This is a genomic window from Paenibacillus sp. ACRSA (genome assembly GCF_022346845.1).
Taxonomy (GTDB): domain Bacteria; phylum Bacillota; class Bacilli; order Paenibacillales; family Paenibacillaceae; genus Paenibacillus.
The window spans coordinates 898,011-924,152 of sequence record NZ_JAKRNP010000001.1; the positions used below are offsets into that span (position 1 = coordinate 898,011).

25 protein-coding genes are annotated in these 26,142 nt (G+C 44.6%); 9 read left to right on the forward strand and 16 right to left on the reverse strand.

The features are described from left to right. Positions 1-85 precede the first annotated feature (85 nt). The 5 genes from licT to MH215_RS04150 form a co-directional block, all read right to left on the reverse strand. Positions 86-937, reverse strand: a complete 852-nt coding sequence (gene licT, locus MH215_RS04130; RefSeq protein ID WP_056701613.1) for a BglG family transcription antiterminator LicT — start codon at positions 935-937, stop codon at positions 86-88. A gap of 23 nt (positions 938-960) precedes the next feature. After that, entirely contained in the window at positions 961-1,134 is a 174-nt protein-coding gene (locus MH215_RS04135; RefSeq protein ID WP_239288376.1) for a hypothetical protein, read from the reverse strand. A gap of 83 nt (positions 1,135-1,217) precedes the next feature. Continuing rightward, a complete protein-coding gene (locus tag MH215_RS04140) occupies positions 1,218-2,651 on the reverse strand; it encodes a glycoside hydrolase family 1 protein (RefSeq protein WP_275445963.1) in 1,434 nt (477 codons plus the stop codon). A gap of 177 nt (positions 2,652-2,828) precedes the next feature. Further along, the gene (locus MH215_RS04145; protein WP_056701609.1) at positions 2,829-4,286 is read right to left on the reverse strand and encodes a glycoside hydrolase family 1 protein; all 1,458 of its coding nucleotides are present in this window, start codon (positions 4,284-4,286) and stop codon (positions 2,829-2,831) included. Between the two features lie 353 nt (positions 4,287-4,639). Next, positions 4,640-4,933 carry an antitoxin Xre/MbcA/ParS toxin-binding domain-containing protein gene (locus MH215_RS04150; RefSeq protein WP_239288377.1) on the reverse strand — a complete coding sequence of 98 codons (294 nt, stop codon included), beginning with the start codon at positions 4,931-4,933 and terminating at the stop codon, positions 4,640-4,642. Between the two features lie 134 nt (positions 4,934-5,067). Between MH215_RS04150 and MH215_RS04155 the strand changes: the two genes are divergently transcribed. The 3 genes from MH215_RS04155 (at position 5,068) to MH215_RS04165 (ending at position 7,884) form a co-directional block, all read left to right on the forward strand. Continuing rightward, on the forward strand, positions 5,068-6,132 hold the full coding sequence (locus MH215_RS04155) for a suppressor of fused domain protein (protein WP_239288378.1): 1,065 nt from the start codon (positions 5,068-5,070) through the stop codon (positions 6,130-6,132). 48 nt (positions 6,133-6,180) lie between these two features. After that, positions 6,181-6,942, forward strand: coding sequence for a LuxR C-terminal-related transcriptional regulator (locus tag MH215_RS04160; RefSeq protein ID WP_239288379.1), 762 nt, complete (start codon positions 6,181-6,183; stop codon positions 6,940-6,942). Between the two features lie 153 nt (positions 6,943-7,095). Next, a complete protein-coding gene (locus MH215_RS04165) occupies positions 7,096-7,884 on the forward strand; it encodes a hypothetical protein (RefSeq protein WP_239288380.1) in 789 nt (262 codons plus the stop codon). A 110-nt stretch (positions 7,885-7,994) separates the two neighbouring features. On the opposite strand, the gene MH215_RS04170 is transcribed toward MH215_RS04165, so the two are convergent. Continuing rightward, the gene (locus tag MH215_RS04170; protein WP_239288679.1) at positions 7,995-9,737 is read right to left on the reverse strand and encodes an ABC transporter ATP-binding protein; all 1,743 of its coding nucleotides are present in this window, start codon (positions 9,735-9,737) and stop codon (positions 7,995-7,997) included. A gap of 145 nt (positions 9,738-9,882) precedes the next feature. Between MH215_RS04170 and MH215_RS04175 the strand changes: the two genes are divergently transcribed. The 3 genes from MH215_RS04175 (at position 9,883) to MH215_RS04185 (ending at position 14,783) form a co-directional block, all read left to right on the forward strand. Further along, entirely contained in the window at positions 9,883-11,325 is a 1,443-nt protein-coding gene (locus MH215_RS04175) for an ABC transporter permease (protein WP_239288382.1), read from the forward strand. A gap of 65 nt (positions 11,326-11,390) precedes the next feature. Then, positions 11,391-12,905: an ABC transporter permease gene (locus MH215_RS04180; protein ID WP_239288384.1), complete on the forward strand. Its 1,515-nt coding sequence runs from the start codon at positions 11,391-11,393 to the stop codon at positions 12,903-12,905. Positions 12,906-12,956: 51 nt separating this feature from the next. After that, a complete protein-coding gene (locus MH215_RS04185; protein ID WP_239288386.1) occupies positions 12,957-14,783 on the forward strand; it encodes an ABC transporter substrate-binding protein in 1,827 nt (608 codons plus the stop codon). A gap of 93 nt (positions 14,784-14,876) precedes the next feature. On the opposite strand, the gene MH215_RS04190 is transcribed toward MH215_RS04185, so the two are convergent. Next, positions 14,877-15,332, reverse strand: coding sequence for a hypothetical protein (locus MH215_RS04190; RefSeq protein WP_239288388.1), 456 nt, complete (start codon positions 15,330-15,332; stop codon positions 14,877-14,879). A gap of 221 nt (positions 15,333-15,553) precedes the next feature. On the opposite strand from MH215_RS04190, the gene MH215_RS04195 reads away from it, so the two are divergent. Then, complete coding sequence (locus MH215_RS04195) at positions 15,554-15,754, forward strand: hypothetical protein (RefSeq protein WP_239288390.1); 201 nt, start codon at positions 15,554-15,556, stop codon at positions 15,752-15,754. 73 nt (positions 15,755-15,827) lie between these two features. Here MH215_RS04195 and MH215_RS04200 read toward each other — a convergent pair whose 3' ends face one another. The 5 genes from MH215_RS04200 to MH215_RS04220 form a co-directional block, all read right to left on the reverse strand. Continuing rightward, positions 15,828-16,565 carry a cyclase family protein gene (locus MH215_RS04200; RefSeq protein ID WP_239288391.1) on the reverse strand — a complete coding sequence of 246 codons (738 nt, stop codon included), beginning with the start codon at positions 16,563-16,565 and terminating at the stop codon, positions 15,828-15,830. 486 nt (positions 16,566-17,051) lie between these two features. Next, positions 17,052-17,978 (reverse strand): NADP-dependent oxidoreductase, encoded by a 927-nt coding sequence (locus MH215_RS04205; protein ID WP_239288392.1) that lies wholly within the window; start codon positions 17,976-17,978, stop codon positions 17,052-17,054. 298 nt (positions 17,979-18,276) lie between these two features. Further along, positions 18,277-19,482: a cation:proton antiporter gene (locus MH215_RS04210; protein ID WP_239288393.1), complete on the reverse strand. Its 1,206-nt coding sequence runs from the start codon at positions 19,480-19,482 to the stop codon at positions 18,277-18,279. Positions 19,483-19,485: 3 nt separating this feature from the next. Continuing rightward, on the reverse strand, positions 19,486-19,992 hold the full coding sequence (locus tag MH215_RS04215; RefSeq protein ID WP_239288394.1) for a cation:proton antiporter regulatory subunit: 507 nt from the start codon (positions 19,990-19,992) through the stop codon (positions 19,486-19,488). After that, positions 19,982-20,455, reverse strand: a complete 474-nt coding sequence (locus MH215_RS04220) for a GreA/GreB family elongation factor (protein ID WP_239288396.1) — start codon at positions 20,453-20,455, stop codon at positions 19,982-19,984. Before MH215_RS04220 ends, MH215_RS04215 begins: the two co-directional genes overlap by 11 nt. Before the next feature lie 395 nt (positions 20,456-20,850). Between MH215_RS04220 and gdhA the strand changes: the two genes are divergently transcribed. Together gdhA and MH215_RS04230 are read left to right on the forward strand one after the other, a co-directional pair. After that, the gene (gene gdhA / locus MH215_RS04225; RefSeq protein WP_239288397.1) at positions 20,851-22,227 is read left to right on the forward strand and encodes an NADP-specific glutamate dehydrogenase; all 1,377 of its coding nucleotides are present in this window, start codon (positions 20,851-20,853) and stop codon (positions 22,225-22,227) included. Positions 22,228-22,432: 205 nt separating this feature from the next. After that, positions 22,433-23,323: a pentapeptide repeat-containing protein gene (locus MH215_RS04230; protein WP_239288398.1), complete on the forward strand. Its 891-nt coding sequence runs from the start codon at positions 22,433-22,435 to the stop codon at positions 23,321-23,323. A gap of 225 nt (positions 23,324-23,548) precedes the next feature. On the opposite strand, the gene MH215_RS04235 is transcribed toward MH215_RS04230, so the two are convergent. From MH215_RS04235 to MH215_RS04250, 4 genes are all read right to left on the reverse strand, one after another. After that, positions 23,549-24,526 carry a diaminopimelate dehydrogenase gene (locus tag MH215_RS04235; RefSeq protein ID WP_481857419.1) on the reverse strand — a complete coding sequence of 326 codons (978 nt, stop codon included), beginning with the start codon at positions 24,524-24,526 and terminating at the stop codon, positions 23,549-23,551. A gap of 180 nt (positions 24,527-24,706) precedes the next feature. Continuing rightward, a complete protein-coding gene (locus MH215_RS04240) occupies positions 24,707-25,303 on the reverse strand; it encodes a hypothetical protein (RefSeq protein ID WP_239288400.1) in 597 nt (198 codons plus the stop codon). Between the two features lie 187 nt (positions 25,304-25,490). Then, positions 25,491-25,649: a hypothetical protein gene (locus MH215_RS04245; RefSeq protein WP_164848766.1), complete on the reverse strand. Its 159-nt coding sequence runs from the start codon at positions 25,647-25,649 to the stop codon at positions 25,491-25,493. A gap of 46 nt (positions 25,650-25,695) precedes the next feature. Beyond that, complete coding sequence (locus MH215_RS04250; RefSeq protein WP_145408267.1) at positions 25,696-25,998, reverse strand: hypothetical protein; 303 nt, start codon at positions 25,996-25,998, stop codon at positions 25,696-25,698. Positions 25,999-26,142 lie beyond the last annotated feature (144 nt).

Here is a 26,142-nt window from a genome sequence, read left to right on the forward strand (position 1 = left end):
CCTAAACACTGAATAATGACAAAGCAGTAAGCTTATCATTATTCAACGTTTAGGTTTTGCCTTTTTTGCAGTAACAATCCCAAATTTATTCGATTGTTTGTTCATTCCTAACCACACGTTCAATATGAATGGTCAGGTACAGTATTTCCTCTTTGGATAATACCCGATTATAGATCTTACGAGTATAATCACTAATCCTTACTGCACAAGCATGTGCCTCAGGATATTGTTTACTTACGAGATCGTGAAGCGGATTATCTTCTTCCTTATCCTCAATTGCCGTCCCTTGTAATACACGTTGCGCAAAGAACTTCAAATGAGTCAAAAAGCGATAATAACTTAAAGAATCTTCATCAAGCTCAATGACAAAGCTACGTCTTACAATGTTGAGTATGTCTTTGACAATATTCGTGATGCTGATGGTTTCTCGCATCTCCCCGTTCATCTGGGCATTGACCAGATGCATAGCGATAAATGCGCATTCATCTTCGGGCAGAAGTACACCCAACGTTTCTTCAATAATCTGTAGTGCCTTGAGACCGATTGCATATTCCTTGCGGTACATGCGCTTGATCTCCCAAAATAGAGCATTGCGGATCTGTAATCCTTGACGATGCCGATCAATGGCAAAATGAATATGATCCGTTAGTGAGATATAAATACTCTCATGCAGTTTCTCACCTAACACCGTCTCTGCATAACGAATAATTTCATCAGAACATTCAACATATTCAACAGGGATGTCCGACAGGAGCGTCTTGAGCTTCTGCGATACTTCCTTGCTCTCCAATGAGAATATCTTCTCGATCAGACTTTCATCTATCGTTTCACCGGTATGCTTCTTGAAGGCAATTCCCCGCCCCATGACGACCAGTTCGTTTCCTCCCGGATCGATCACAGTAACTACGTTGTTATTAAGCACCTTCTCAATTTTCATTTTCTCCACATCACCTTGCACCGTCAAAAGTAGTAAAAGGCAAAACCAAAGCAGGTCACGAGAACATGTCCTGCCTCCGGTTTTGCCTGATTGAACAGTAACAATCCGTATTCATTAGCCTTAGGTCCCATCTTACCACAGAATTGTGCATATGACAATGTTTTTGTGAAAGCGGTTAATGTCTTATAATCTAACATAAGCAAGACACTCCCAGCTCATATTCAACAAAATTCGACGCTACGTACCGCGAAGATGGGCTGAGGCTTTAGAACCAGGACGATTATTCGTTCGTTCCTTTAAGACTTGCACCATTCGTACCAATTACTTCTTTGTACCAGTGGAAAGATTTCTTCTTGTAGCGCTCTAATGTACCTGAACCATCATTATTACGGTCTACATAAATGAAGCCATAACGTTTCTTCATCTCAGCAGTCGATGCACTTACCAGGTCAATACAGCCCCAAGACGTGTAACCCATAACTTCTACACCATCTTCAATCGCTTCGCCTACTTGCACCAAGTGATCATTCAAGTACTGAATACGATATTCATCATTCACCGTTTTATTGCCATTCTCGTCCGTAATCAGCTCGTCCACGGCACCTAGACCATTTTCAACGATGAACAACGGTTTTTGATAACGGTCATAATACTTGTTCAAGGTTACGCGCAAACCTTGTGGATCGATCTGCCAGCCCCACTCACTTGCTTTGAGATAAGGGTTCATTACACCTGCAAACAGGTTTCCTTTACCTTCTTTGCGTTTCTCCGGATCTCCTGTCTCACAGATACTTACATAGTAACTAAATGAGATGAAGTCAACGGTATGTTTGAGAATCTCAGCATCGCCATCTTCAAACTTAATGTTGATATTGTTCGCCTTGAAGTAGCGATTAATGTATTTTGGATAATATCCGCGTGCATGAATGTCTGCGAACAGGTCATTGCGCTGCTCTGCATGCATAGCTGCAACAACATCATCTGGGTTAGGCGTTAGTGGGTAAGTCGGCATGCTCAGCACCATACAACCAATTTTGGCTTCTGGCATAATCTCATGTCCTAGCTTAACCGCTAATGCACTCGCCACAAGCTCATGATGGATGGCTTGGTACAAGTCTTGCTTCGACAATTCCGATTTTGGTGTGAAAATCCCACCACTCATGAATGGTTCTTCGAGAATAGAGTTAATCTCATTGAACGTCAGCCAGTATTTCACTTTTCCTTTGAAGCGATTGAACAGCACAGTTACGTAACGCTCATAGAAATCAACCATTTTGCGGTTAACCCATCCGTCGTACGTTTTGGACAAGTGAAGTGGCGTCTCATAATGAGAAATCGTCACCAGTGGCTCAATGCCGTATTTATGGCACTCATCGAACAGATCATCATAGAATTGCAGCCCTTTTTCGTTAGGCTCCAGCTCGTCACCATTCGGGAAAATACGAGACCATGCAATAGATGTACGGAATACTTTGAAGCCCATCTCTGCAAACAATTTCACATCTTCTTTATAGCGGTTATAAAAATCGATCCCGATCAACTTCAGGTTATCTTCAGTTGGCCCCTCAGTTCTTGGTGTTGTAATCCCGTGTGGCATTACATCCTGTACAGACAGGCCTTTGCCGTCCGTATTGTATGCTCCTTCAAGCTGGTTGGCCGCTACTGCGCCGCCCCATAGAAAGTCTTTTGGAAATGGTGTAGTCAATTCAATCATTCCTTCCTCTTATTGTTGTAACAAACATAAAAAAGCGGGACAAAAACCAACAAGGGCTTTATGGAGCATGTAGCTCCATGAGTACGCCCCTTTATTGTTAGGTTTTGCCCGCTTCTTATGCGGTAACAATCCGAATTCATCTGGTGTTTATTCGGTTATATCCTAGGGATCAACGTTTTACAGTTGCTCACCATTCGTTGCAATTACATTTTTGTACCAGTCAAATGAATCTTTCTTCGAACGTTCCAATGTTCCGTTGCCTTCATCATCCAGATCAACATAGATGAAGCCATAACGCTTGGACATTTCAGAAGTTGACATACTTACAAGGTCAATTGGACCCCAAGCTGTGAAACCAATCAACTCTACGCCGTCTTTGATCGCTTCTTTCATTTGCTCGATATGCTTCTTCAGGTAATCTACACGATACGTATCGTGAATGGAACCATCTTCCTCAACCTTGTCGTAAGCACCAAGACCATTTTCAACGATGAATAATGGTTTTTGGTAACGATCCCAGAAGTTGTTCAGCGTTACGCGCAGACCGATCGGATCAATCTCCCAGCCCCAGTCGGAAGCTTCCAGATAAGGGTTTTTCACGCCACCAGTCAAGTTACCTGCTGTTTCTTCCAAATCAGCGGAAGCTGATTTTGTTACAGACATGTAGTAGCTGAAGGAGATGAAATCAACGGTGTTGTTCAACAAAATTTCGTCATCGCCAGCTTCTTTTTGGATCACGATGTTGTTTTCTTCAAAGTAACGAGCCATGTAGTTCGGGTATTGACCACGAGCATGCATGTCTGTGAAGAACAGGTTAAGCTGGTTCTCATGCTGAGCCAGTTGAACATCTACTGGATTACAAGTTGCTGGGTATGTCTCCATACGTGCAAGCATACAGCCCACTTGGGAACCTGGGATAATCTCATGCGCAAGCTTCGTTACCAATGCACTTGCAACAAATTGGTGATGCAACGCTTGATATGTGGTTTGCAGCTTGTTGTCTACTTTATCAATGAGAATTCCGCCGCCAGTGTAAGGACTGAACACCATTACGTTAATTTCATTGAAAGTAAGCCAGTATTTCACTTTGTTTTTATAGCGATTAAATACGGTCTCTGCGTATCTAACATAATGTTGGATTACTTCACGGCCAGCCCAGCCGTTATATTTTTGCGTCAAACCGAGCGGAGTCTCATAGTGAGACAACGTTACGAGCGGCTCAATGCCATGTTTCAACAATTCGTCGAAGACTTCATCGTAGAATTTCAAACCTGCTTCATTAGGCTCTTGATCATAACCGTTCGGGAAAATACGTGCCCAGTGGATGGACAAACGGAATACTTTGAAGCCCATTTCTGCAAACAATGCGATATCTTCTCTGAAACGATGGTAGAAATCAATACCAAAACGTTTAGGGAAACGTTCTTCGATTTTGCCAGCCAGAATCTCTTCAATGCGGGAAGAGGAAATTTCCATTGCATGGCCGCCAGTACGCTTCTCTTTAGGAACATGTGCGATCATATCCGCAGTGGAGAGACCTTTGCCATCCTTATCAAATGCACCCTCCAATTGGTTCGCCGCTGTAGCGCCGCCCCATAGGAAGTTTTCAGGGAATCCTTTTTTAGCTGTGGTCATGAATAACAACCTCATTTCAATTTGTATTTTTATTGACAAGTCAGAAAGATAGAATATCCAAAAGAGAGCGAAATCAACACCATACCCACGACATTATTGTTCAATCGCAACAAAATATACACGTATATTTTTACGCAAAAACAAGAAAAACCTAAACTCAAGGTAAAATAGCATCCCGAAAAAAGGAGCTTTCATTTCACCATCAGTTTAGGTTTTGCCTGTCTACGCAGTTACAATCCATCAAAAGATGTCGTTTACGTATTCTGTTGTGTTCTCTTGTGATGTAAGCGTAACATAATCATTTCACAAAATCAACTTCACTGTACACCAGTGTATTTTGTAGCATCATAACCTTAACGTGGCATACGTAAAATAGCCGCTCTAAGCGCATTGGTTCCCTCTTCTGTTTCCAAATAACTCACAGGACTTTGGTCCCCCAATGCAGGGATATTCTTCTCTAGCCATTTAAATGCATACTCCCCCATTTCACACAGAAGTACCTGACTCACATCTACCGGAATGTTCTGTACTCGTGCTCTTTCTATCCATTTTGGATCCACTTGCGCATATAACTCGTCAAACAATTGAACGAATGCGTCCCAATTATCCTGCTTAAACTCCTCTAAATAGATTTCTTTCATACTCATGTAAAATCACTCCCCATATGACTAGTTCTATCTCACACAAATTCATCCTAAAGCCGCTTTGAAACAGCTCCTGCAACCGTTAGACTTAATTTTAAATGTTTTTCGAGGGAAAGAATAGTCAAGGAGGATTCATCATGTCTCAAGAAGAAAACACTTCCGGCTGGGATGCCATTGATGCTGCGGCTCACGCACTTTATGGTAATCAAGAGCCTAAACACTACGGGACTGCAATCCCTTATATGCTTGGTGGGCCTGATCCACTCAATGGAATAAGCGCATATCGTGTGGAGACACCGACGCCGCATTGGCACTTCGTCACGTATGGCTTCTCCGAACTCTATGATAAAGAAACGGATGATCCTGATCACAGTGGTTATGGATTCGAACTGACCTTCCGGCTACTTCGGAATGTAGAGGAAGAAGAACCGCCCGCTTGGGCGCTCAACCTGTTGCAAAATATCGGAAGATACGTCTTCAATAGCGGTAACATTTTTCATCCAGGCGATTACATGGACGCTAACGGCCCGATCTGCCTCGGCTCTGACACACTGCTGACTGCGCTTGCTTTTATTGAAGACCCTGATCTTGAAGAGATAGCTACACCGAACGGTGCCGTTAAATTCATCCAGATGGTCGGCGTGACTTGTAGAGAGCTGGAGACGATACAGACATGGAATACCCGTGGATTCTTAGCTGCATGCGCTGGCTTTATGCCAAAATACGTCACCGATCTCATGCGCAACTCCTATGTGGATATCCCTGTCGTGGAAGAGGCTGTAACAAGAGGCATCGAGCAAGAAGGTTCTAGTACCGCCTTCCTGTTCATACAACAACTAGAATGGACGTCCGTTCAACAAGGAACGCTTCAAGGTGCTGGATCTGCAGTACTTCAAGTTGGAGCCAAGCAGGCTCGACTCATCGGCAGAATATTACGCAGTCGCACAGCTAAAGGAGACTCCCTCTCTTTAATCGGTTCTAACGTGAACATCACGTTTAAGGCGGGAGATGAGCCATCTTTTCAAGAGAACGAAAACGATATTACCTTAACTGTAAATGAAGCAGCCGTCATTGAGCTTATGGAGAAGCTTAAACCGAAAGCCCACACTTTTGAGCTAAACACCCTTCCTGGTATCACCTTCCGAATTGTACGTACGGAAATTACCGACCCAGATGGGAACATTATTGATACGATCGGCTAATAACAAAAGATTTAATTACGACAAGTTACATCGCAAGGAGGAAACGGTATGAGTGCGACAACAACCGCTTTAAGCAATCACTGGTCTAAGACCCAAATGCCTGTATCCAAAGCAACACAGATCAACTATTTATCCAAGACCCATCTCGATCGGATTCTAAAGATCAATCATTTCTTAATCCGTGCCTTTCAGCACAGCATCTCTAATATCAAAGAAAATTTATCAGGGACATATCTGTTCCTCCTTACGGACGCAGATGGTGTTCTCATCGCTATGGATCACAGTAGTGATCTAACCGATGAAGTGCAGCAATCTCCTATTCGCCTGGGAATGATCTTCACGGCTAAGAGCTGTGGTGTCAACGCTATATCCGAAACGATGGATCAGCATAAACCGATATTTCTACCACCAGAGCTGCATGAAAACCCACTGTTCCAAACCTGGCACTGCTATGCTACACCCCTGTCTGTGGGTCTGAAGCATTCCGGTTATTTAGATGTGTCAACAATTAACGCTGATCTGCAGAGTGAACTTATTGCTATAGCCAAGCTCATTCCTGCTTTTATGCAAAATAGCTATCAGAGTCTGCAAGCCTCTCAAGCTACTGGACAGACTTCGGTGGAATTCACCAATCGGCAGTTAACGATCCTAGAAATGATCTCGAACGGACTTACCGTTAAGGCGATTGCACTCCAATTAAAAATTAAGGAATGCACCGTCAATCATCACAAAAAAGTGATTTTTAACAAATTAGGTGTGCAATCAAGCACTGAAGCTGTTTCAATGGCTAGCCGATTGTCTTATTTATAACAGGTACCCCTATAGATTCCTATAGGTGGAAAAAGAGAACAGGTGTGCTAACATTATAGAGTACATATGTACACTTGAAATGCGTGTTCAAAAGCGGACTTTTTTGAACAGCCTCTTTATTCAAGTTAAGAGAACACACATCAGGAGGGTATTATGTCTATTTCTAAAAAAGCTTCACTATTTGCCATGTTAATCATGATTTTGCTCGTTGCAGCCGCTTGCGGTGACAAAGCCGACACGGCTACGAGCACAGATGACACAACCAAAACAGAAACAGCAACTGCGGGCACAGATACAGATAGCGCCGCAAAAGAAGAATCCGAGAACACGGAAAACACAGAAACGGCTACTGAAACAGCTACAGAAGATAACACCCAAAATGTCGAGCTTGGAACGACGGAAAAAGGTAGCTACAACAACGATTACTTTGGCGTATCCCTGAAATTCCCTGAAGAATGGGAGTTCCAAGATGCTGCAGGCATGAATCAGTTGACTAGCGCTTCTTCCGAAGCTATTGCTGGAGACGATGCAACAAAGAAAAAACAACTGGAGTTGTCCCAAGAAAAAACACTCAATCTGTTGATGGCATCTGAATTGCCACTAGGAGGCCAACAACTCGGTCCTTCCGCTATGGCAATCGCTGAGAAAGTAAGCTTGCTGCAAGGCATTCGTACAGGTAAAGACTATCTCGAAGCAACAAAAGAATTCATGCAAGCGAGTCAGTTCCCGTATGATTACAAAGACATCACAACTGAAACCATCGGTGGTAAAGAGATGGATCTGATGCAAATCACGATGGACGCTGGCGACGGCACAACGATCACACAAGACTACTACAGTGCGATTATCGAAGGTTATGCTTTTAACTTCATCTTTACGTACATGGATGACGATAGCAAAGCATCGATTGATACGATCAAAAAATCTGTACAATTCAAGTAATCTTCTTGCCATTTTAGGCATACATCATATGCTAAGAACCCCGACTAGAATCTCGATGATTCATGGTCGGGGTTCTTTATCGTTACAACGCTACACGATCACAGCTTTGTCTAACTAGATATGGCTACCCAATGCCCATCAGACACTTCAACCCAACTGGAATGTTCCAATTGATAGCGATCCACACCAGCATCTCGGTGCTCCTCGCTTACGATTCGTTTTTTCTTCGATTCTATCGCAGGGTCTGGAACAGGAATAGCCGATAACAATGCCTTTGTGTAGGCGTGCTGAGGGTTGCTGTATAACTCTTCACTCTCGGCTAACTCGACAATTTTGCCATTATACATGACCGCGACACGGTCACTGATATGTTTAACCATCGATAGATCATGAGCAATGAAGAGATAGGTCAGACCAAGACGCTGCTGCAACTCTTCGAGTAATTGCACAATCTGCGCCTGAATGGAGACATCCAATGCAGATAAAGGCTCATCACATACAATAAACTCCGGTTCCACCGCTAGTGCTCTTGCGATCCCAATCCGTTGCCGTTGTCCTCCGGAGAATTCATGCGGATAACGCTGGGCATGTGACGGATCAAGCCCCACCAGTTCTAATAATTCCTCCACCCGCTTCTCACGTTCCGACGTATTCTTAACCAGTCCATGAATATCGAGCGCTTCGCCAATAATGTCCATGATTCTCATTTTCGGATTCAGTGAAGCATACGGATCTTGGAAGATAATCTGCATATGTCTTCTCATCGTCTTCATCTCCGAAGCGGATAGACGGTTCAGCGGAACCCCTTTAAACAACACTTCACCGCCCGTAGGCTCATGCAATCTTAGAATTGCACGTCCAGTCGTGGACTTACCACTGCCTGATTCCCCCACGACCCCCAGCGTCTCACCTTGGCGAATATGAAAGCTAATGTCATTTACGGCCTTCAAGGTATTGCCCTTCCCCAGATTGAAATGCTGGCGAAGAGACTTCACTTCCAGCAAAGGTTGATCATCCTCCAGGTCACGAGGAACAAGAGAGATTGGCTTAGGCTTCTTCTTCTCATCCAGTCGAGGCAATGCGTTGAGCAATCTGGAAGTGTATGGGTGTTTCGGACTTGCAAAGATCTCGGCTGTTGTGCCCGTTTCAACGATCTCCCCACTTTTCATGACCACAACCCGATCACACATACCTGCAACCACCCCAAGATCATGCGTAATCAAGATGATTGAGGTGCCTAATTGCTGCTGCATATTTTTCATCAATTCCAGAATCTGTGCCTGAATGGTTACATCGAGCGCAGTCGTGGGTTCATCGGCAATCAATAGCTCAGGTCGGCAAGCAAGTGCAATAGCAATCATGACACGCTGACGCATACCACCGGAAAACTCATGTGGATACTGATTGTACCGTACCTCGCCTTGCGATATACCTACCAGTTCGAGCATCGCTATCGCTTGTTTCTTCGCTTCTCGTCTGGATACCTTCTGATGTTTAATCAAACTCTCCGAAATTTGTTTACCAATCTTAATGGTCGGATTAAGTGAACTCATTGGATCCTGAAAGATCATTCCGATATCACGACCTCGAATGCTCTCCATTTCCTTCTGCGTTTTGTTCACAAGATCCGTTCCCTTGAACCAGATCTCCCCTTGTTTCATGCGTGAAGGCGGAGATGCCAGCAATCTCATAATGGAGCGAGCAGTCACACTTTTGCCACTACCAGACTCCCCAACAATGCCAAGTGTTTCACCTGGACGCACCTCGAAACTGACGTTCTTTACTGCCTCAAACTCATTCTCCCCGGAATGAAAAGAGACTGATAGATCATTTACCTTTAACAAAGGTTGCATCACAACACCTGCTTCCTTCCATATTTTCATAACCATTCGTATGTATACTCATTATTCCTTGACAATCTGTAGACCCTAAAATAATATATACTATATCCATCGGAATAATGCAATTTTAACTTGGATGAAAGGAGGTTCACCTGGGTTGAATGTAGCAGAAGGCAGCAGAATGTCACGGCTTGCACACACCTTGGGCTTTATCTACGACAAAATGTTGCTTCACCCCTCCTATCGATATGTTCTATTCATTCTCGGCTTGCCCGTTAATTTAATCGTGTTATTGGTCTGGAGATCCAGAAGACAACAGGATGGCTGGAAGGTCGCTAAGCAAGAAGCAGAACAGGAAATGCTGACTCATGCCTATCGAGATCAACTTCGCGGAGAAATAGAAGAACAACTTCGACGGAAGCATCGCTTCTTCAAGCAGCAAGTCAGTGAGAGCGAATTCCAACGTGAAACGCAAGAATGGCTAGAAGAAACGCTTCGCAAAGAGGTGAACGAGCGTACAACATTCAAACTTCGGGAAAAAGGACAACAACGAACGACGATGGCGGATACCTTCCGCTCACTGATTAACCATCCGTGGTTTTTCGTGTTATCACTTATTCCAGGCTGTCTGATGTACGGCATTTTATTGTTGTATGGCAATCCCTATCTCAAGTACATATTTGAAAGACTACTCATGACGATATTCGTCATAATGGGCGTAGCCACACTTGTATTCACCATTTTATATCTTTCACCATTTAATCCAGCAGCTAACATTCTGGGAGAGACAGCAACGCCAGAACAGATTGCAGCTTTTAATCACGTATATGGACTAGATCAGCCTTATCTCGTGCAGCTCTGGAATAATATCAAAGGCATTGCCTTATTTGATCTTGGGAAGTCGTTTGCGGGAAATGAGGATGTCACAGCCACCATAGCTCGGAAGTTTCCGATTACGCTAACTTTGGCTGTCATCTCACTATTGATTGCCATTGTGATCGCACTGCCGATTGGCATTATCTCAGCAATCAAGCCAAATTCATGGTTTGATTATACGTTCATGTTTATCGCATTGATCGGATTATCGATTCCAAACTTCTGGCAAGGACTTATTTTCATTCTGAATTTCTCGATCAAAATGCAATGGCTACCCGCTACCTTTAATCCGCAGAACTGGTTATCCATGATTATGCCAACTATCGTTCTAGGAACCGGACTCACGGCGGCTGTTGCACGGATGACCCGTTCTTCTACACTCGAAGTCATTCATGAAGATTATGTCATGACCGCTCGGGCTAAAGGACTTAGTGAACGACATGTCTTAATGAAGCATGCAGTTCGTAACGCATTGATTCCGATCGTGACGGTTGTTGGTCTGCAATTTGGCGGAATGCTCGGCGGAGCCGCGGTAACAGAGAAAGTGTTTAACATCAGCGGTCTGGGCAGCTACATTGTGGATAAGCAATTTATACCCGATATTCCGAGTATTATGGGCGGAGTAGTATACACTGCGATTACGATTTCAATTATTAATGTGATCGTCGATCTGATGTACGCTTTTATTGATCCGAGGGTACGTTCCAAGATGAAACAATATTAAAGTGCGTGTTCAAAGTCTGGTCTTCCTTATCTTTCTTACAACCGCTTAAAGCAGGTGCAATTTAAATGACAAAATCAGGTTCTATTACACAAGAGATGCGTTTTCGACTGAAGTCTTCTTCAGAGTATAGTCAGGCTAACTTCGCCTGGATCACTTCGCTACTTCTGACATTGCTCTTAATGTTCAATAGCTATGATTATGGGGATAACGTGTTCAGACCATTTATTCTGACTGCATCTCTGGCTTACCTGTTCTTCACACTCGTTCAGAGCTTCGTGACATATAAATTACGCAAAGACCTGATGCGCGATGGCACAATCTCTATCTGGACTCGCAGGATAGGGTGGATTCAACTTCTCGCCATCATCACAGGTAATATTTTTATTGTCACGGCTGCTTGTCATCTGATTCGAAGAGGTAAGAGCGTTGAGTATACCTTCGCTGTGTATACCGCGCTGACTCAGCTCTTCGTGATTGGCGTATCTGGCTTGAATATATTCAAACCCTACGTGGCGGATACATTTCTTCCAGCAATGGCGGTACTTCTTCTCATTATGGTCATTGATCTGATCGTGCTGTTCATCGTATCCCAGTATGCGCCAGCACAGATGCTTCCTCGCTGGATGCTGATCGTCAGTGTAGTGCTTATCCTGACCTCAATTACAGGCAACCTGTTTGCTCTGTTGCTTGGTGTTACCCTTCTTGGAAGGATACGCCGCCAAGGAAAGCAAAAATCTAACTTCTGGAACGATTTGTGGGAACGACTTGCTCCAAATGTAACTGCGATGTCAGGCTTGTTCTTCATCGTTTTTCTATTCTCGATCTCGATCTGTAGCTTCTACACGTTCGATTATAGCGTAGCTGTGGAGAACAATTACTCAGCCCTATTACAACCTCCTTCACTCGCCTACCCGCTTGGGACGGATGATTTTGGACGCGACCTGTTCTCCCGAATTGTATTCGGTGCTCGAATTTCTCTCATTGTAGGTTGTATGTCGACCATCATTCCCGTATTGATTGGTGGGGTGCTCGGAGCATTCTCAGGCTTCTATGGTAAACATACAGACAATATCATCATGCGACTGCTTGATGTACTGTACGCTATTCCAGGTATCCTGCTTGCAATTGCGATCATCGCAGCATTTGGAGCGAATACCGTCAACCTGATCCTGGCCCTTAGCCTTGGCTCCATCCCGACCTACGCCCGAACAATGAGAGCGAGCGTGCTCTACGTATCTACCTTTGAATTTGTTGAGGCAGCACGTGCACTCGGGTATAACAACCGTTCCATCATTTTCAAACACATCATTCCGAACTCGCTAGCTCCTATGATCATCAAGTCTACACTTACGATTGGTGGTGCCGTCATCGCCACGAGTAGCTTGAGTTATCTTGGGCTCGGCGTTGAGCCGCATATTCCGGAATGGGGTAACATTCTCAAACTAGGCAGTACGTATCTAGAGACACATTCGTATCTGGCCATCTATCCTGGTCTTGCCATTATTCTACTTGTTCTTTCGTTTAACTTTCTCGGTGATGGACTGCGCGATGCGCTTGATCCTAAGCTTGAAAAAGCATAACTTCATTAAATTTAATAATTCATTAATTTCATTCCAACAGGAGGTATTTTCATGAAAAAACGTACACTCATTTCGCTGCTACTTATCTTGGTTATTGTGATCTCTGGCTGCAGCGTAAAAACGAAGAGCGACACTCAAGCTGAATCGTCAACTTCGGATACAACGGAGACTACCACGAATCAAGCACCTGTAGATATTACATTGCTGGCACAAAGTTCTTCCGAGAACGATGTAAACATCATCCGTGACCAACTGACTAAGAATGGATTCAACGTGAAGCTGAACCTGCAACCGGATTACGGTAGCTACAAATCCCAACAGGATGCTGGGAATTATGACATTGCTTTATCAAGCTGGACAACAGTGACGGGGAACCCAGACTATGCCGTACGTTCACTTTTCAAAACAGGCGGAGACTACAGCATCCTGGCTGACGAAGAAATCGACAAGTTGATTGACGAAGCAGCTACTCAAACACCAGATCAATACAAAGAAACGTATAAAAATTTGGAGCAACGTTTAGTAACCGATCAAGCGTATATCGCTCCAGTCTATAACTCACTCAAAAATCAGGCACTTAATAAAGATGTGATTAACCAAGATACTGTACGCTTGTCCAAATCTCGTGCAATGGCTTGGGAACCAATTCAATTCAAAGACAGCTCCAAAAATGAAACAGATCCTCTGATCTTGACGCAAAGTGCGTCTGTTCTAACCTCTCTTGATCCGATCAAAGGTAACGATGGTTCCATCAACCAACTGAATACCAATATGTATGTACGTCTAGTCAACCTGACGGATGATGATCAACTGACTGCTGAAGGATCCCTGTCCCACAACTTCAGCATCGCGGATGGAAACTCCGAGTACTACTTCGTTTTGAGAGACGATATTAACTTTGCGAAGATTGACAACAAAAAAGCAGTGGATACGGGTGAACGCGTTGGTGCGGACGACGTAATCTTCTCCATGGATCGTGCCAAAAATAAAGATTCCGTACCTGATCATCGGACATACAGCTTGCATGAGCACATCCAAAAAACCGAGCTGGTTACAGACCTGAGCGCACTGGAATCTACGCAACAATCTGGTGGTGGTGGTTCAATCAAGGATGCATTGGAGCAAGGATTGGACAGCAAAATTACAGAGCTTGTATCTGACAAAACCAAAGCAGACAACGGAGCAGGTAAATATCAAGTTATCAAACTGACTACGACTGAACCGTTCCCGCAAGTATTGAACTACCTGGCTCACCAATCGGCTGGTATCGTGTCCAAGAAACAAGTAGAAAGCATCAACACTTATGACGTGGCATCCTTTGATGTGAACAAAGACATCCCTTACGGTGATCAAAACACAGTAACCGAAGGAGCAGCGTACAACAATACGTTGTATACAAGCGGGCCATACATTTTGTCATACAAAAATGACTATGAAGGTGTATTCCTCAAAAATCCTGGTTATCGCACAGGAACCGAGTATGCACCGAAAATTTCACAAGTAAATGTACGGTTTATCGCAGATGCAGACAGCGCACTTTCTGCTCTGCGTAGCGGTGAGATCCACCTTTACTACGGCGTGCCTGAAACGAAGTATGACATCGTTGAGAGTGACAGTAAGCTGCACCTACAGAGCACCCCGAGCAACGCGGTATCTTACCTGTTGTTCAACACAGCAAACCGTGAAGTATCCAAGAGCAGTGACCTGAGAAAAGCTGTGCTATACTCTATCAATCAGGATGAAATTCTACAGTTCTACAAAAACAACAAACTCAAAGCATTCTCCACATTAAGTCCATTGGTTGACACAGGGAATGAATTGAAGGCTGATCCAGCAAAAGTAAAAGAGTTCTTAAGCAACTACAACGCTTCAAAATAAATGGTCAACAACAAACGGCTGTACCAGATCTCTTCTTGATCGTGGTACAGCCGTTTTGTATCCAATTTTTAAAAGCATCTTCAATAGCTATTTTTATTGCGAATATCTTCGTTGTACCCCAGGCAGTAAGGTTACGATCTGAATTCCAATGCCCCATGCAAAATAGATCAAGTGGATCAGCGAAGCGGCCTGAATCCAGTACACCTGTGCCATAATCCAGATCAAGAGCGCAAATCCGGCATATAAGGAGAACGTCCACGCCCAGTAGCGGTCAGGAAAGAGATTAAGCTTCTCACAGAGCGCTGAGCGAATGTGGTGGATGAGCGAAATACCAATGATTATAGGCAACACGCCAAGAACTAACATTAACAATATGCCCGGGATCAGAAAGCTAGCGAATGGAGAATGCTCCAATAAAGTATTCGGTAAACCAATTACGTTCCCCGTCGGATCTATCATTAACATTATTCCACCAGCAAGTGCTCCAACCCCTAATATCCCATGCATCATTGCAAGTAACCACGATCTGCCTAATGTCGGCTGTACCATGAACTCCGCCTCCCACTCAACTCATTATTAAAACTCCTGCCAAAACGCTACTATACACGACGGTTAGATCTGAACACTAAGAACATTTTCACACAAGGTGCACCACGTTCCTATGCTTCTTGTCACTACAAGGATTCGACAATATGTATCATGGAAAAACTTGATAAAAGAACGTACGTTCGGTATAATAGAAATCTATCCTGAATAAGCGAGAGGCAGATATGGACGACAAATTTATTAAGGAATTACGCGAGATTAGTCGGGATGACAGACGCAGATCTGAATTCATGATTCAAGGCTTGAAAGAAACGTTAGAAGGAAGAAAAGCAGAGAATGCATTCAAACGTTGGATTCGGCGCAAGAAGGAACAGAAGAAAATTACGGAACGATTTAATCAAGCTTCATCATCGGATCATAAGTAATTAGAAAAAGGAGGCTCTCGCCTCCCTTGCATTTTACATAATACGATTCTATAAGACGGTAGCTGAGCTAAATTTATGGCAAAATAGCAAAGGATCTGACCGGGAACCCGGACGCTTTCTCCGCTTTGGGAACGAGATTGAAGATGACTGCGCCTTTGGCAGGAACCTGATCCAAGTTCGCCAACAGCTCTACTTGATATGTATCCTGTGCCAAGACATAGTATTCGGCGAGTAAAGCTCCATTTCTGCGATAATCTATTGCCGAATCTGTATCAAAGGTCTCGTGACCGATCGCCTTTACGCTCCTTTCTTCGAACAGAAATTTCAGTGCGCTCACCGACCATCCTGGTGCATGGCTGTCCCCATTAGCATCTTTATTATTAAATAGTTCGTGGCTTGGCCAACGCTTGCTCCAATCGGTACGTAGAGCGACGAAGCTGCCCGCTTCAATCTCACCGTATTCTTGCTCGAATGCTAGGATATGCTCTACATCCAGCGTAAAGTCAGGATTGCTCGCTACGGCTGCCGACTGATCAATTACAACTAGTGGTAATACTAACTCTTTCAACCCGAGTTGATCCAGATAACGAGTATCACGCACAAAATGGATCGGTGCATCTAGATGCGTGCCATATTGCCCAGGAAATCGAAAGCTTTGTGCAAAAAATCCTTGGTCGTGATTGAATAGCGTATCAAATTGAGCTGCATCAAAGGCTGAGAAGTGAGGTGAATCTGGCCCAAAGGTATGTGTCAGATCTACCCACTTTTTTTCTTTTAACAATTGAATAGCTTGAATAAGTTCAGTCGACATCAGGATCACCTCATATGTAGAATGGAGTAAATTCCCACTATTAATACGTGTTCAAAAAGGATGGTTTTCAGTACCGTGAAGATGGGATGAAGATAGAAATGGAGTAGCGGAGCGTAGGCAAAACTACGTGAGCAACTACATTGTTTCCGAAGGAAACAAGCTTCGTAAGCATCAACTTATTTCGGCTGAATTCCATCTTCGACGTCGAGATGCCTCAGGGCATCCTTCGTAATCAAAAGCGGACTTTTTGAACAACCTCTATTATATCTCAACGCTGCACATTGGTGAAGAAATTGATTTAATTTATTTTGGAACACACAAGTATCGCGTGCTGTAAACTTCATACAACCGAAAGGAAGCAAAAAAAACCGCACTCCTGTGTGGAGAACGGCGTAGGATCTTGAGATTGAAAAGTATTGATTTTACCGACCGTAGTATTCACCTTTATTCGTCTTTAACTCGCTTGATCAACTCACCAATTGCAAACTAATTCGCGGTAATAACCAGCTTGCCCCGTGTGTGATGTGATTCACTTTTTTCGTGCGCATCGCGCAATCCTTGTTCCGTTAACGGATACGTTTCATCAATGATCGACTTCAACTTCCCTTCAGCCGCAAGCTCGGCCAACTGTTCAAGTTGATCTCCCTTGGGCTCCATCATGAACACGCTGCCTGTCACGCCGGTTTCCTTCGCCAGCTTCTCATCTGGCTGCTCTACAAGGGATACCAGACGTCCTCCAGACTTCAACACCTTGAAGCTGTTCCGCTGTATGTCGCCGCCCATCGTATCCAATACAACATCGTAGTCTGAGAGAATCTGGGAGAAATCCTGTTCCTTATAGTTAATGAAATGATCCACACCTAACGAACGAAGTAATTCTTCGTTTGCTGCACTTGCGGTGGAAGCGACTTCAGCGCCCAACGATTTGGCGATTTGAATGGCGTATGTGCCTACTCCACCCGCACCAGCATGAATGAGCACCTTCTGTCCTTTGCCCAAACGGCCATGATCCACCAGTGCCTGCCAAGCTGTCATCCCGGCGAGCGGAATCGCAGCTGCTTCCTCAAAACTCAACTGCTCCGGTATACGTGCAACAATATCCCCATCTACAGCAACATATTCCGCATAGGTTCCGAATTGACGTGGACGTGCAAATACCCGATCTCCTTCTCTGAAACGGGTAATGTTTGAACCGGCTTCAACCACAGTACCTGCGACGTCACCACCCAGAATCATCGGTAGTTGATCTGCCGCTTCTTTCAAGTGACCTTGTCTTATTTTGAAATCAACTGGATTAACTGATGTCGCCTGTGTGCGGATCAAAACTTGATTCACACCGCATGCCGGTTTATCGACTTCCTTTTCCTTCAATTGCTCAGATCCGCCAAATGCTTCAATCACTATAGCTTTCATATTGAATCCCTGCCTTTCTTAAAAATGGAATGACATGTGATAGGTTATTCTCTTAATCTTCTCTATTTATAATTACCCCATTCATCGGTTTACTTGACATGATGTCACAGCATTTTCATTTCATAAGTCAGGATGCTAATGACGATCCGTTACATAAACTACGGTTTCTCCCTTATTACGCAAAAAAAGCGCCACACCTTGGAGACGATAATTCTCCAACGAAATGTGGCGCCTTTTCTTGCCTTATACATAATCCGCGCAGCTTATTATGTCTATCACGGCTATTATAATTACCCGCTTAGCCGATTTCCTTTTGTTTCGCCCGATTCCGGAACCGTTCATACCTCGCATACAGGCGAGGAGATTCTTTGGTCAGAATAGGTCCAAGTACCGCTAGAATTAACACATATAACACGGCAAAAGACTGGATGGAAGCCATTAGACCTCCTGCCTTACCGATATTCGCCATGATGATGGAGAACTCTCCCCGCGAAACTAGGGTAAAACCTACATTCAACGAAGCCTTCGTCGACATTCCAGCCATTTTACCAGCAATCAAGCCTGCACCGTAATTGCTGAGAATAGTCAGAACGACGGCAATCATTGTCATCCCAACAGCTCCACCGAGGGAAGACGGCTCAATGGTCAGGCCAAAGCTGAAGAAAAACAGCGCACCAAAAAAGTCCTTAAACGGCATAATTTGCTGTTCAATTCGGCTGACATGTCTGGATTCACCAAGTACAAGTCCAATCATTAACGCACCGATGGCCTCAGCGACATGGAGCGTTTCCGAGAATCCAGCCACGAGGAACAGGAGTGTCATGATGGTAAGCAAGAATAATTCCGATGACTTGATATTGAGTGCTTTATCAATAGCTTTGATACTCTTCCTGCCAATAATCAGGAACAATACGATAAAAAGCAGAGCAGAGAGCGATACTAACAGCACACTCAGGAACGAGGTCGCCCCGCTCAGTACAAGTCCAGTCAGAATCGAGATATGGATTGCGATGAATAGATCATCAAACATAATCATGCCCATAATAATTTCCGTTTCAGGGTTCGCCGTCCGCTTCAAATCCACAAGCACTTTGGCTACGATCGCCGTAGATGAGCTGGTCATAATGCCGCACACAACCATCGTTTCCTGAAGGGGCAGGCTCATCAACCAGCCTAACAGCAAACCTGAGACAAAATTAAGACCTACATAGAATATACCACCCGTAAGAATGGCTTTACCCGATTTCAACAAGCGGGAGACCGAGAACTCCAGTCCCAGATAAAACAATAAAAATAAAATACCCAGCCTGCCCATAAACTCAATAAAAGACGAGCTTTCGATAAATCGTAAATCCACAATGCCAAACTGTGGTGCATGCGGTCCAACAGCCATACCGACCAGGATGTAAAATGGAATAACCGAAAACCGTAGTCGTGCAGATATTAATCCTGTAAGTGTAATTAGCGCAACGGCAATTCCCACCTCAAATATGAGCATATCCATAGGCTATAGCCTTCCATCAACAAGCAAACGTTTGAGCTCTCTAAGCTGCTCACGCTCTCCTGCAACAACCAGGGTTGCCCCTGCGGTAAACGCATACTCAGGCCCTGGGTTAAGCTGCTTCGCTCTATCCTTCTCCACCACAGCCAGAATGACTGCGCCTGTAGCCTGGCGGATGTTCAGATCCCCAATGGTCTGCCCAACACTTGCTGCGTGTGGCTCAATCCGCAACCATTCAATCAGCAACCCATCTAGCATAACCTCGCGTTGCTCCTGAAATTGCGGTTTATACGTCATCCCACCTACGATAGCGGCGACCGCTCTTGCCTCATCATCATCCAGTGTCACCAAAGACCTCATATCTCCAGGTTCATCCGGTACATCTCCAGACTCCATATGAAAAAGATCCCGCCGCTCGTCATTATGAATGACAATCACCAGATGCTCACCGCTGCGTGTGTGCAGCCAGTACTTTCGACCAATGCCCGGCAGATCCGTCTCTTTAAAGTGCATAATCTGCACCCCCTTCGACCTTCCGGGTAACCGGCTCGCGCTGCAATTGAATATCTGTAATGCGCACCCGCATGGAACCTGCAGGGATATTCACACTCCGGGTTTCCCCTTTGTGAGCAAGCAACAATTGTCTTCCCACCGGGGAAAGGAACGAGATGCGACTCTCATCTGCATCTGCCTCTTCCGGCATTACGATCCAGAACGAATCCGATGTATGGAAGTCCACATATTCGAAGGTGATACGGCTTCCAATTAGCACAGTTGAATTCAACAGTTTATCTGATCCCAGCAACAGCTTCTCTACATGTTCTGTGTACGTAGTAAGCATTCGTTCCATCTGAAACCATTCAGGTTCACGCACGTCAAAATAGGCGTTGAGAAATGTTTTTTTCTCTTCACCCAAAGTAATGAGCTGGCTCACCAGCATCTCTCTGCAATTATGGCAATGGGATCTATGGTTCATAATAGATCTCACCTCCTATACAAGCCTTGTTCTCTTGGTTCATGTGTCTGAGTCTTTGCAACATCTTGTATGCCTCCTTGAATATAAAATGAAGATCCCGATTGCCGAGACCTCTACACCCATCTTACCAAAACTAATTATTAAATCCAGCTAAATAGGTAACTTGCCCTTAGGACGTGTCTCAAAACACGCTCTTCGGAATTTTCAGACTCACCCTATCCTTAACATCATATGGTAGATCTATAGAACATTTTAATAACGTCATAAAAAACATTTTATGGATTTCTATCTCGTATTTTTATAGCATTTCCTGTATATTTAACTACAAACTTTTGTGCAATTTATGCAAATGGGTAATTACAGACTTTAACACGACAAAGGAGTGCATCAGAAAAGTGTCCACACTAACGAAAGAATCTACTCAGTCTATCGCTTCACAATATGTTCATTCCGTCTATGAATCCGTAGTCGCTAGAAATCCGCAGGAGAACGAATTCCACCAAGCGGTAAAAGAGATTCTGGACTCACTCATTCCTGTCATCGAGGCTCATCCTAAATATATGGAGAACGGTCTGCTGGAACAATTGGTTGAACCTGAACGTGTAATTACCTTCCGTGTACCTTGGGTGGATGATCAAGGCAAGGTTCAAGTTAACCGCGGATTCCGCGTACAGTTCAACAGTGCTATCGGCCCTTACAAAGGTGGAATTCGCTTCCATCCATCCGTATACTCAGGCATTGTTAAATTCCTTGGTTTTGAGCAAATTTTCAAAAACGCTTTAACAGGTCTTCCGATCGGAGGAGGTAAAGGCGGCTCGGACTTCGATCCAAAAGGTAAATCAGATCAGGAAGTGATGCGGTTCACGCAAAGCTTCATGACCGAACTCTATAAATATATCGGTGCAGACACAGACGTTCCTGCAGGCGACATCGGTGTAGGTGCCCGTGAGATCGGTTATATGTTCGGACAATACAAACGCATTAGCGGAGGTCACCAAGCAGGTGTCCTGACAGGTAAAGGTCTGCTCTACGGCGGTAGCCTTGCTCGTACAGAAGCGACTGGCTTCGGTTGTGTGTACTTCGTGAACGAGATGCTTCAAGCCAAAGGATTAAGCTTCCAGGACAGCACGGTTGTTGTTTCCGGCTCAGGCAACGTATCCATCTACGCGATCCAAAAAGCTCAGGAGCTTGGCGCCAAAGTTGTTGCGTGTAGCGACTCTGGCGGATACATTCATGATCCAGAAGGAATTAACCTGCAAACCGTGAAACGCCTGAAAGAAGAGAATCGTCTCCGGATTAGTGAATATGTGAAGGAACATCCTCATGCGGTATACACCAGTGGTTGTGAAGGAATCTGGTCTATTCCTTGTGATATCGCGTTGCCTTGTGCAACTCAAAACGAGATTGATGAACATGCGGCATCTACACTTATCGAAGGTGGAGTAAAAGCAATTGGCGAAGGAGCCAACATGCCTTCAACGCTGGCAGCTATTGACCTCTTCCTCGAAAAAGGCGTCCTGTTTGGACCAGCAAAAGCAGCTAACGCTGGCGGCGTGGCTGTGTCTGCACTTGAAATGTCACAGAACAGCATGCGGTTGTCCTGGACATTTGAAGAAGTAGACGCGAAGTTGCACCAAATTATGAAAAACATCTACACAAGCTGCGTAGAAGCTGCAGAAGAATACGGCTGCTCAGGCAACCTCGTTGTAGGAGCGAACATTGCTGGCTTCCGTAAAGTGGCTGATGCTATGCTGGCTCAAGGTATTGTATAATTCTCCGAAACCTGCATAAATAGTCTGAGCAGGTTCGTATGGTAACGGTATAAATATGCACCAGATTAAGATGTGCATGACAAAGGGCAGCGATCCGTGAGACGGACGCTGCCCTTACTTTTTGAATTGTTGAAATAATACGGTGATGGTAAAGTAGTAATGATTAGGAAATGAACCTGCTATAAATTAAAGGAAGTGTACAATAATGTCTAACCAACCCTTCGTCAGCACGGAGGCCCCCCTGCATCTGAGCGCAGACTGCGAGCAATGTTTTGGCTTATGCTGCGTGGCACTGCCCTATGGCAAATCTTCCGATTTTGCTTTTGATAAATCTAGTGGCACGCCATGCCCGAACCTCCGCAACGATAATCGATGCGGCATTCATACAGAACTTAGACAAAAAGGATTTAAAGGTTGTACGGTATACGATTGTTTTGGAGCGGGACAGAAGCTCTCACAGCTTACATATGCAGGTAAGGACTGGCGGGATCACCCCGAGCTTGCTTCGGAAATGTTCGACTGCCTACCTGTGATGAGACAGCTACAGGAAATGATGAGCTATGTGAATGAGATGCTGACGTATCCAGAAACAAAGTCGATTCATTCACGTCTGCGTGAAAAATATCAAGAAACAGAGCAACTCACTCTGCTGGAGCCGGCAGCCATTTTACGGCTCGATATCCCGACTCATCGAGCCAGTATAAGTGAGCTCTTGCTGCAAGGAAGCGAGATGATCCGTACCCAAGCGACCTCCAGCATGAAACAGACTGGTACAGCATCGGGTCATGGAAAATCTAAATCAAAGTCCAAAAGTAATAAACGTACCGGTGGTATGGACTATCTAGGTGCCAACCTCAAAGGAGCAGATCTTCGCGGTACTAGCTTCAGGGGAGCACTTATGATCGCGGCAGATCTACGAAATGCAGACTTAAGAGCAGCCGACTTCATCGGTGCTGACTTACGGGATGCAGACCTTGGAGGGGCAGATCTAAGAGGAAGTCTTTTTCTAACACAGTCACAGCTTAACTCAGCCAAGGGAACTAGCGCGACGAAGCTGCCCACTCATCTGACAATGCCTGATCACTGGACTCCATAAGATCAAGTGTACAGCATGCATACTGAGAGATCGTACGTCCTCACAACAGCAGCAGTATGAATACACTCACCGGCATTATCTGGTGATCCTAATGTGACAACTAAGAGCCCGTCCTTCAATCAAGCGAAGGACGGGCTCTTTTGTATGAACTTCATCCGTCCCCTACTCTTTTCAAACGTGAGTATGGCGGTAAAGCTCTCATTTTATAAATTCTAAGCCACTTGATTAGAGCAGGTCACGACGAAGCTCTTCAGCGGATTTAGGAGACAGGTGACCCAGTGGAATATCAAATACTGTTTTGGCACCTTTGTGACCTTCAGCGCTCAGGCGATGTGCAGCTCTTGCATATGCAACCAGTACACTTGCCGTGAACTCAGGGTTACTATCCAATTTCAGACCAAATTCAATAATTTGCTTGGAAGCTGTTCCCGTAACTCCACTGCGAATCACGAATCCACCATGCGGCATACCTTCGTGTTCAGCTTTCAATTGCTCTTCCGTAATAAAGGTTACCGTTGTATCATAGTCAGCAAAATAGTTCGGCATGGATACAATCGTTTCACGGATTTCATCCTCGTTCGCTCCTGCTTCAGCCACAACGTAACATTGTCTCAAATGTTTCTCACGAGTAGACAACTCTGGCGTTTCACCTGCACGAATGCGGTTAATCACTTCTTCTACAGGTACAGTGTATTGAACTCCGGCCTTGACACCTGGTACACGACGAATCGCATCAGAGTGACCTTGGCTAACGCCAGTTCCCCAGAATGTATATTCTTTACCTTGAGGCAGAATGGATTGTGCCAACAGACGATTCATGGAGAACAATCCTGGATCCCAGCCCGTAGAGATGACACTTACATGTCCACCTTGCTCTGCAGCGGCATTCACCTCTGCATAGAATTCAGGGATTTTCGCATGTGTATCGAAGCTGTCTACCGTGTTGAATAGACGTGCAATGACAGGTGTCTGCTCCGGAAGATCTGTAGCCGAACCTCCACACAGCAACATCACATCAATTTTGCCTATGTATTGCTCAGCGGCAGAGATATGTTCGAAACGAGCGGATGTATCTTCGCCTACCATCTGCTCTGGATCACGACGTGTAAATATAGCAACAAGTTCCATATCATCATTTTGCTTAATTGCTTTCTCAACGCCTCTACCCAAGTTACCGTAACCCACAATACCCACTTTAACCATGTTCAATCCTCTCCTGTCTTCGTCAGTAGTTGTCTATCTTTCTATAAAGATATAACATACCATGTAACCTGTTGTGTTTCCAGTTCTAAATGAAAAAAACCTTACATTTATGTGGCAACAGAGCCACCGACAATGTAAGGCAAGACATATCATATGTTCTATATTGAGTTGTTCCAGCTATCAAGATTCAGCCCACGTAAGTGTCAGCTCAATCGTACCTTCCTTGCTAGCCAGGGCTCCGCCAATCAGTGACCATTGCTGCTTCGTTTCAGGATCAGTCCCTTGAATAATGATATTTTTGTCATCCAACGTCTGACCTGCATCGGTTAACTTTTTGGCTTCGAAATAGTCCTTATACATCTTGGAGACTATCTTCATATCCTGCTCCGTGGTGTAGATCACCATAGCTGTCTTCTTACCATCATTGTCACCGGAGTTAGCTAGTTGAATATGAGCGTCATCTGGCATAGGGAAGTCTGTTGGCAAGACGTCTGGTAATTCTTGAGTCCCTTCTGCTGCTGCGTTATCTCCACCAGCCTCGGAATCGGTCTCCTCATCGGTATCTACAATTTCTGCTGTACCATCCGGGGAACTCACTTCCGCTGTGGTTGCTTCGTTATTCGCCTCAGTATTCACTTCACCCGCTGACTCCGATGATTCAGAATTAACCTGTCCTGTATCCTGTGCTGGCTGTTCTGTCCTGCCGCTACAAGCACTTAGGGCAATAACCATGGCTACAGCAGCACACATCATGAGATGCTTCTGAGGTATTTTCATTATGTTCACTCCTTATGTTGTGTATGTTGGACTAAGCAATATCGTATACATATTCTGCTCAGTCGATGTAATGTGGACTTATCTTGCGTTGACTTAATCCACATCTACATTCATTATTTGGTTATCTCTCCACCCCCTTACCCTAATTAAAGATCTAAGAAACCTAAGAAATCCTATCCTACAATCATTACGATGAACTCATCGTAAGAAGATGTGATGAATGTATATATGAAGCTGCTTCAACGTACGTTGAGGCATACAGCATCATGACAGATAGTGCTGCGATGGATAGTAAGAAGCTGACCAGAAACCAAGCTAGGAATCCGCCCATCACCTTTACCTTCATCCCTCTTCCTCCTTCTCGGCTATGATTCAATCAAGCCACAATTCGCTTATTCATATAACTCCAAGTTCAGTGAAGATTTCAAATGCTCATAAACTTGTGTAAACTCTTCAACCAAGGTTGAATCTTCGGGATCAGAAGCAAGCCTTATTCCACCTGAATGTAACGTGCTAGATGTATTCACTTGTACATGACCCCGGTTAAACTCATCTATTCTTTCCGTTGGCAGATAAGCCTGCCTCGTTTGAACGTCCTGCACTACCATGTAGCCCGCCCCGACAAATAACAGAACACCTGTTACAACCATCACACCGCCAACAATTCGAATACCTCTACCCAGCAATCTATCCATTCTCGTCCTCCCCATGCAACTTGATATCCGTTCTGAATCCATGCTAAGCCAAGACTCCTTATGTATGTATTAATCCTAACCCATGTTCTCATGGCAAGAAACGATCCAGAGCCTAGTCTAATCCCCAACTTTAGTCTAGTATGT

What these genes read in the sequence shown, in the direction of transcription:
- licT (WP_056701613.1), bottom strand. Translation starts at nt 937, where the DNA reads ATGAAAATTGAGAAGGTGCTTAATAACAACGTAGTTACTGTGATCGAT.
- MH215_RS04135 (WP_239288376.1), bottom strand. Translation starts at nt 1,134, where the DNA reads ATGTTAGATTATAAGACATTAACCGCTTTCACAAAAACATTGTCATAT.
- MH215_RS04140 (WP_275445963.1), bottom strand. Translation starts at nt 2,651, where the DNA reads ATGATTGAATTGACTACACCATTTCCAAAAGACTTTCTATGGGGCGGC.
- MH215_RS04145 (WP_056701609.1), bottom strand. Translation starts at nt 4,286, where the DNA reads ATGACCACAGCTAAAAAAGGATTCCCTGAAAACTTCCTATGGGGCGGC.
- MH215_RS04150 (WP_239288377.1), bottom strand. Translation starts at nt 4,933, where the DNA reads ATGAGTATGAAAGAAATCTATTTAGAGGAGTTTAAGCAGGATAATTGG.
- MH215_RS04155 (WP_239288378.1), top strand. Translation starts at nt 5,068, where the DNA reads ATGTCTCAAGAAGAAAACACTTCCGGCTGGGATGCCATTGATGCTGCG.
- MH215_RS04160 (WP_239288379.1), top strand. Translation starts at nt 6,181, where the DNA reads ATGAGTGCGACAACAACCGCTTTAAGCAATCACTGGTCTAAGACCCAA.
- MH215_RS04165 (WP_239288380.1), top strand. Translation starts at nt 7,096, where the DNA reads ATGTCTATTTCTAAAAAAGCTTCACTATTTGCCATGTTAATCATGATT.
- MH215_RS04170 (WP_239288679.1), bottom strand. Translation starts at nt 9,737, where the DNA reads ATGCAACCTTTGTTAAAGGTAAATGATCTATCAGTCTCTTTTCATTCC.
- MH215_RS04180 (WP_239288384.1), top strand. Translation starts at nt 11,391, where the DNA reads ATGACAAAATCAGGTTCTATTACACAAGAGATGCGTTTTCGACTGAAG.
- MH215_RS04185 (WP_239288386.1), top strand. Translation starts at nt 12,957, where the DNA reads ATGAAAAAACGTACACTCATTTCGCTGCTACTTATCTTGGTTATTGTG.
- MH215_RS04190 (WP_239288388.1), bottom strand. Translation starts at nt 15,332, where the DNA reads ATGGTACAGCCGACATTAGGCAGATCGTGGTTACTTGCAATGATGCAT.
- MH215_RS04195 (WP_239288390.1), top strand. Translation starts at nt 15,554, where the DNA reads ATGGACGACAAATTTATTAAGGAATTACGCGAGATTAGTCGGGATGAC.
- MH215_RS04200 (WP_239288391.1), bottom strand. Translation starts at nt 16,565, where the DNA reads ATGTCGACTGAACTTATTCAAGCTATTCAATTGTTAAAAGAAAAAAAG.
- MH215_RS04205 (WP_239288392.1), bottom strand. Translation starts at nt 17,978, where the DNA reads ATGAAAGCTATAGTGATTGAAGCATTTGGCGGATCTGAGCAATTGAAG.
- MH215_RS04210 (WP_239288393.1), bottom strand. Translation starts at nt 19,482, where the DNA reads ATGGATATGCTCATATTTGAGGTGGGAATTGCCGTTGCGCTAATTACA.
- MH215_RS04215 (WP_239288394.1), bottom strand. Translation starts at nt 19,992, where the DNA reads ATGCACTTTAAAGAGACGGATCTGCCGGGCATTGGTCGAAAGTACTGG.
- MH215_RS04220 (WP_239288396.1), bottom strand. Translation starts at nt 20,455, where the DNA reads ATGAACCATAGATCCCATTGCCATAATTGCAGAGAGATGCTGGTGAGC.
- MH215_RS04230 (WP_239288398.1), top strand. Translation starts at nt 22,433, where the DNA reads ATGTCTAACCAACCCTTCGTCAGCACGGAGGCCCCCCTGCATCTGAGC.
- MH215_RS04235 (WP_481857419.1), bottom strand. Translation starts at nt 24,526, where the DNA reads ATGGTTAAAGTGGGTATTGTGGGTTACGGTAACTTGGGTAGAGGCGTT.
- MH215_RS04240 (WP_239288400.1), bottom strand. Translation starts at nt 25,303, where the DNA reads ATGAAAATACCTCAGAAGCATCTCATGATGTGTGCTGCTGTAGCCATG.
- MH215_RS04245 (WP_164848766.1), bottom strand. Translation starts at nt 25,649, where the DNA reads ATGAAGGTAAAGGTGATGGGCGGATTCCTAGCTTGGTTTCTGGTCAGC.
- MH215_RS04250 (WP_145408267.1), bottom strand. Translation starts at nt 25,998, where the DNA reads ATGGATAGATTGCTGGGTAGAGGTATTCGAATTGTTGGCGGTGTGATG.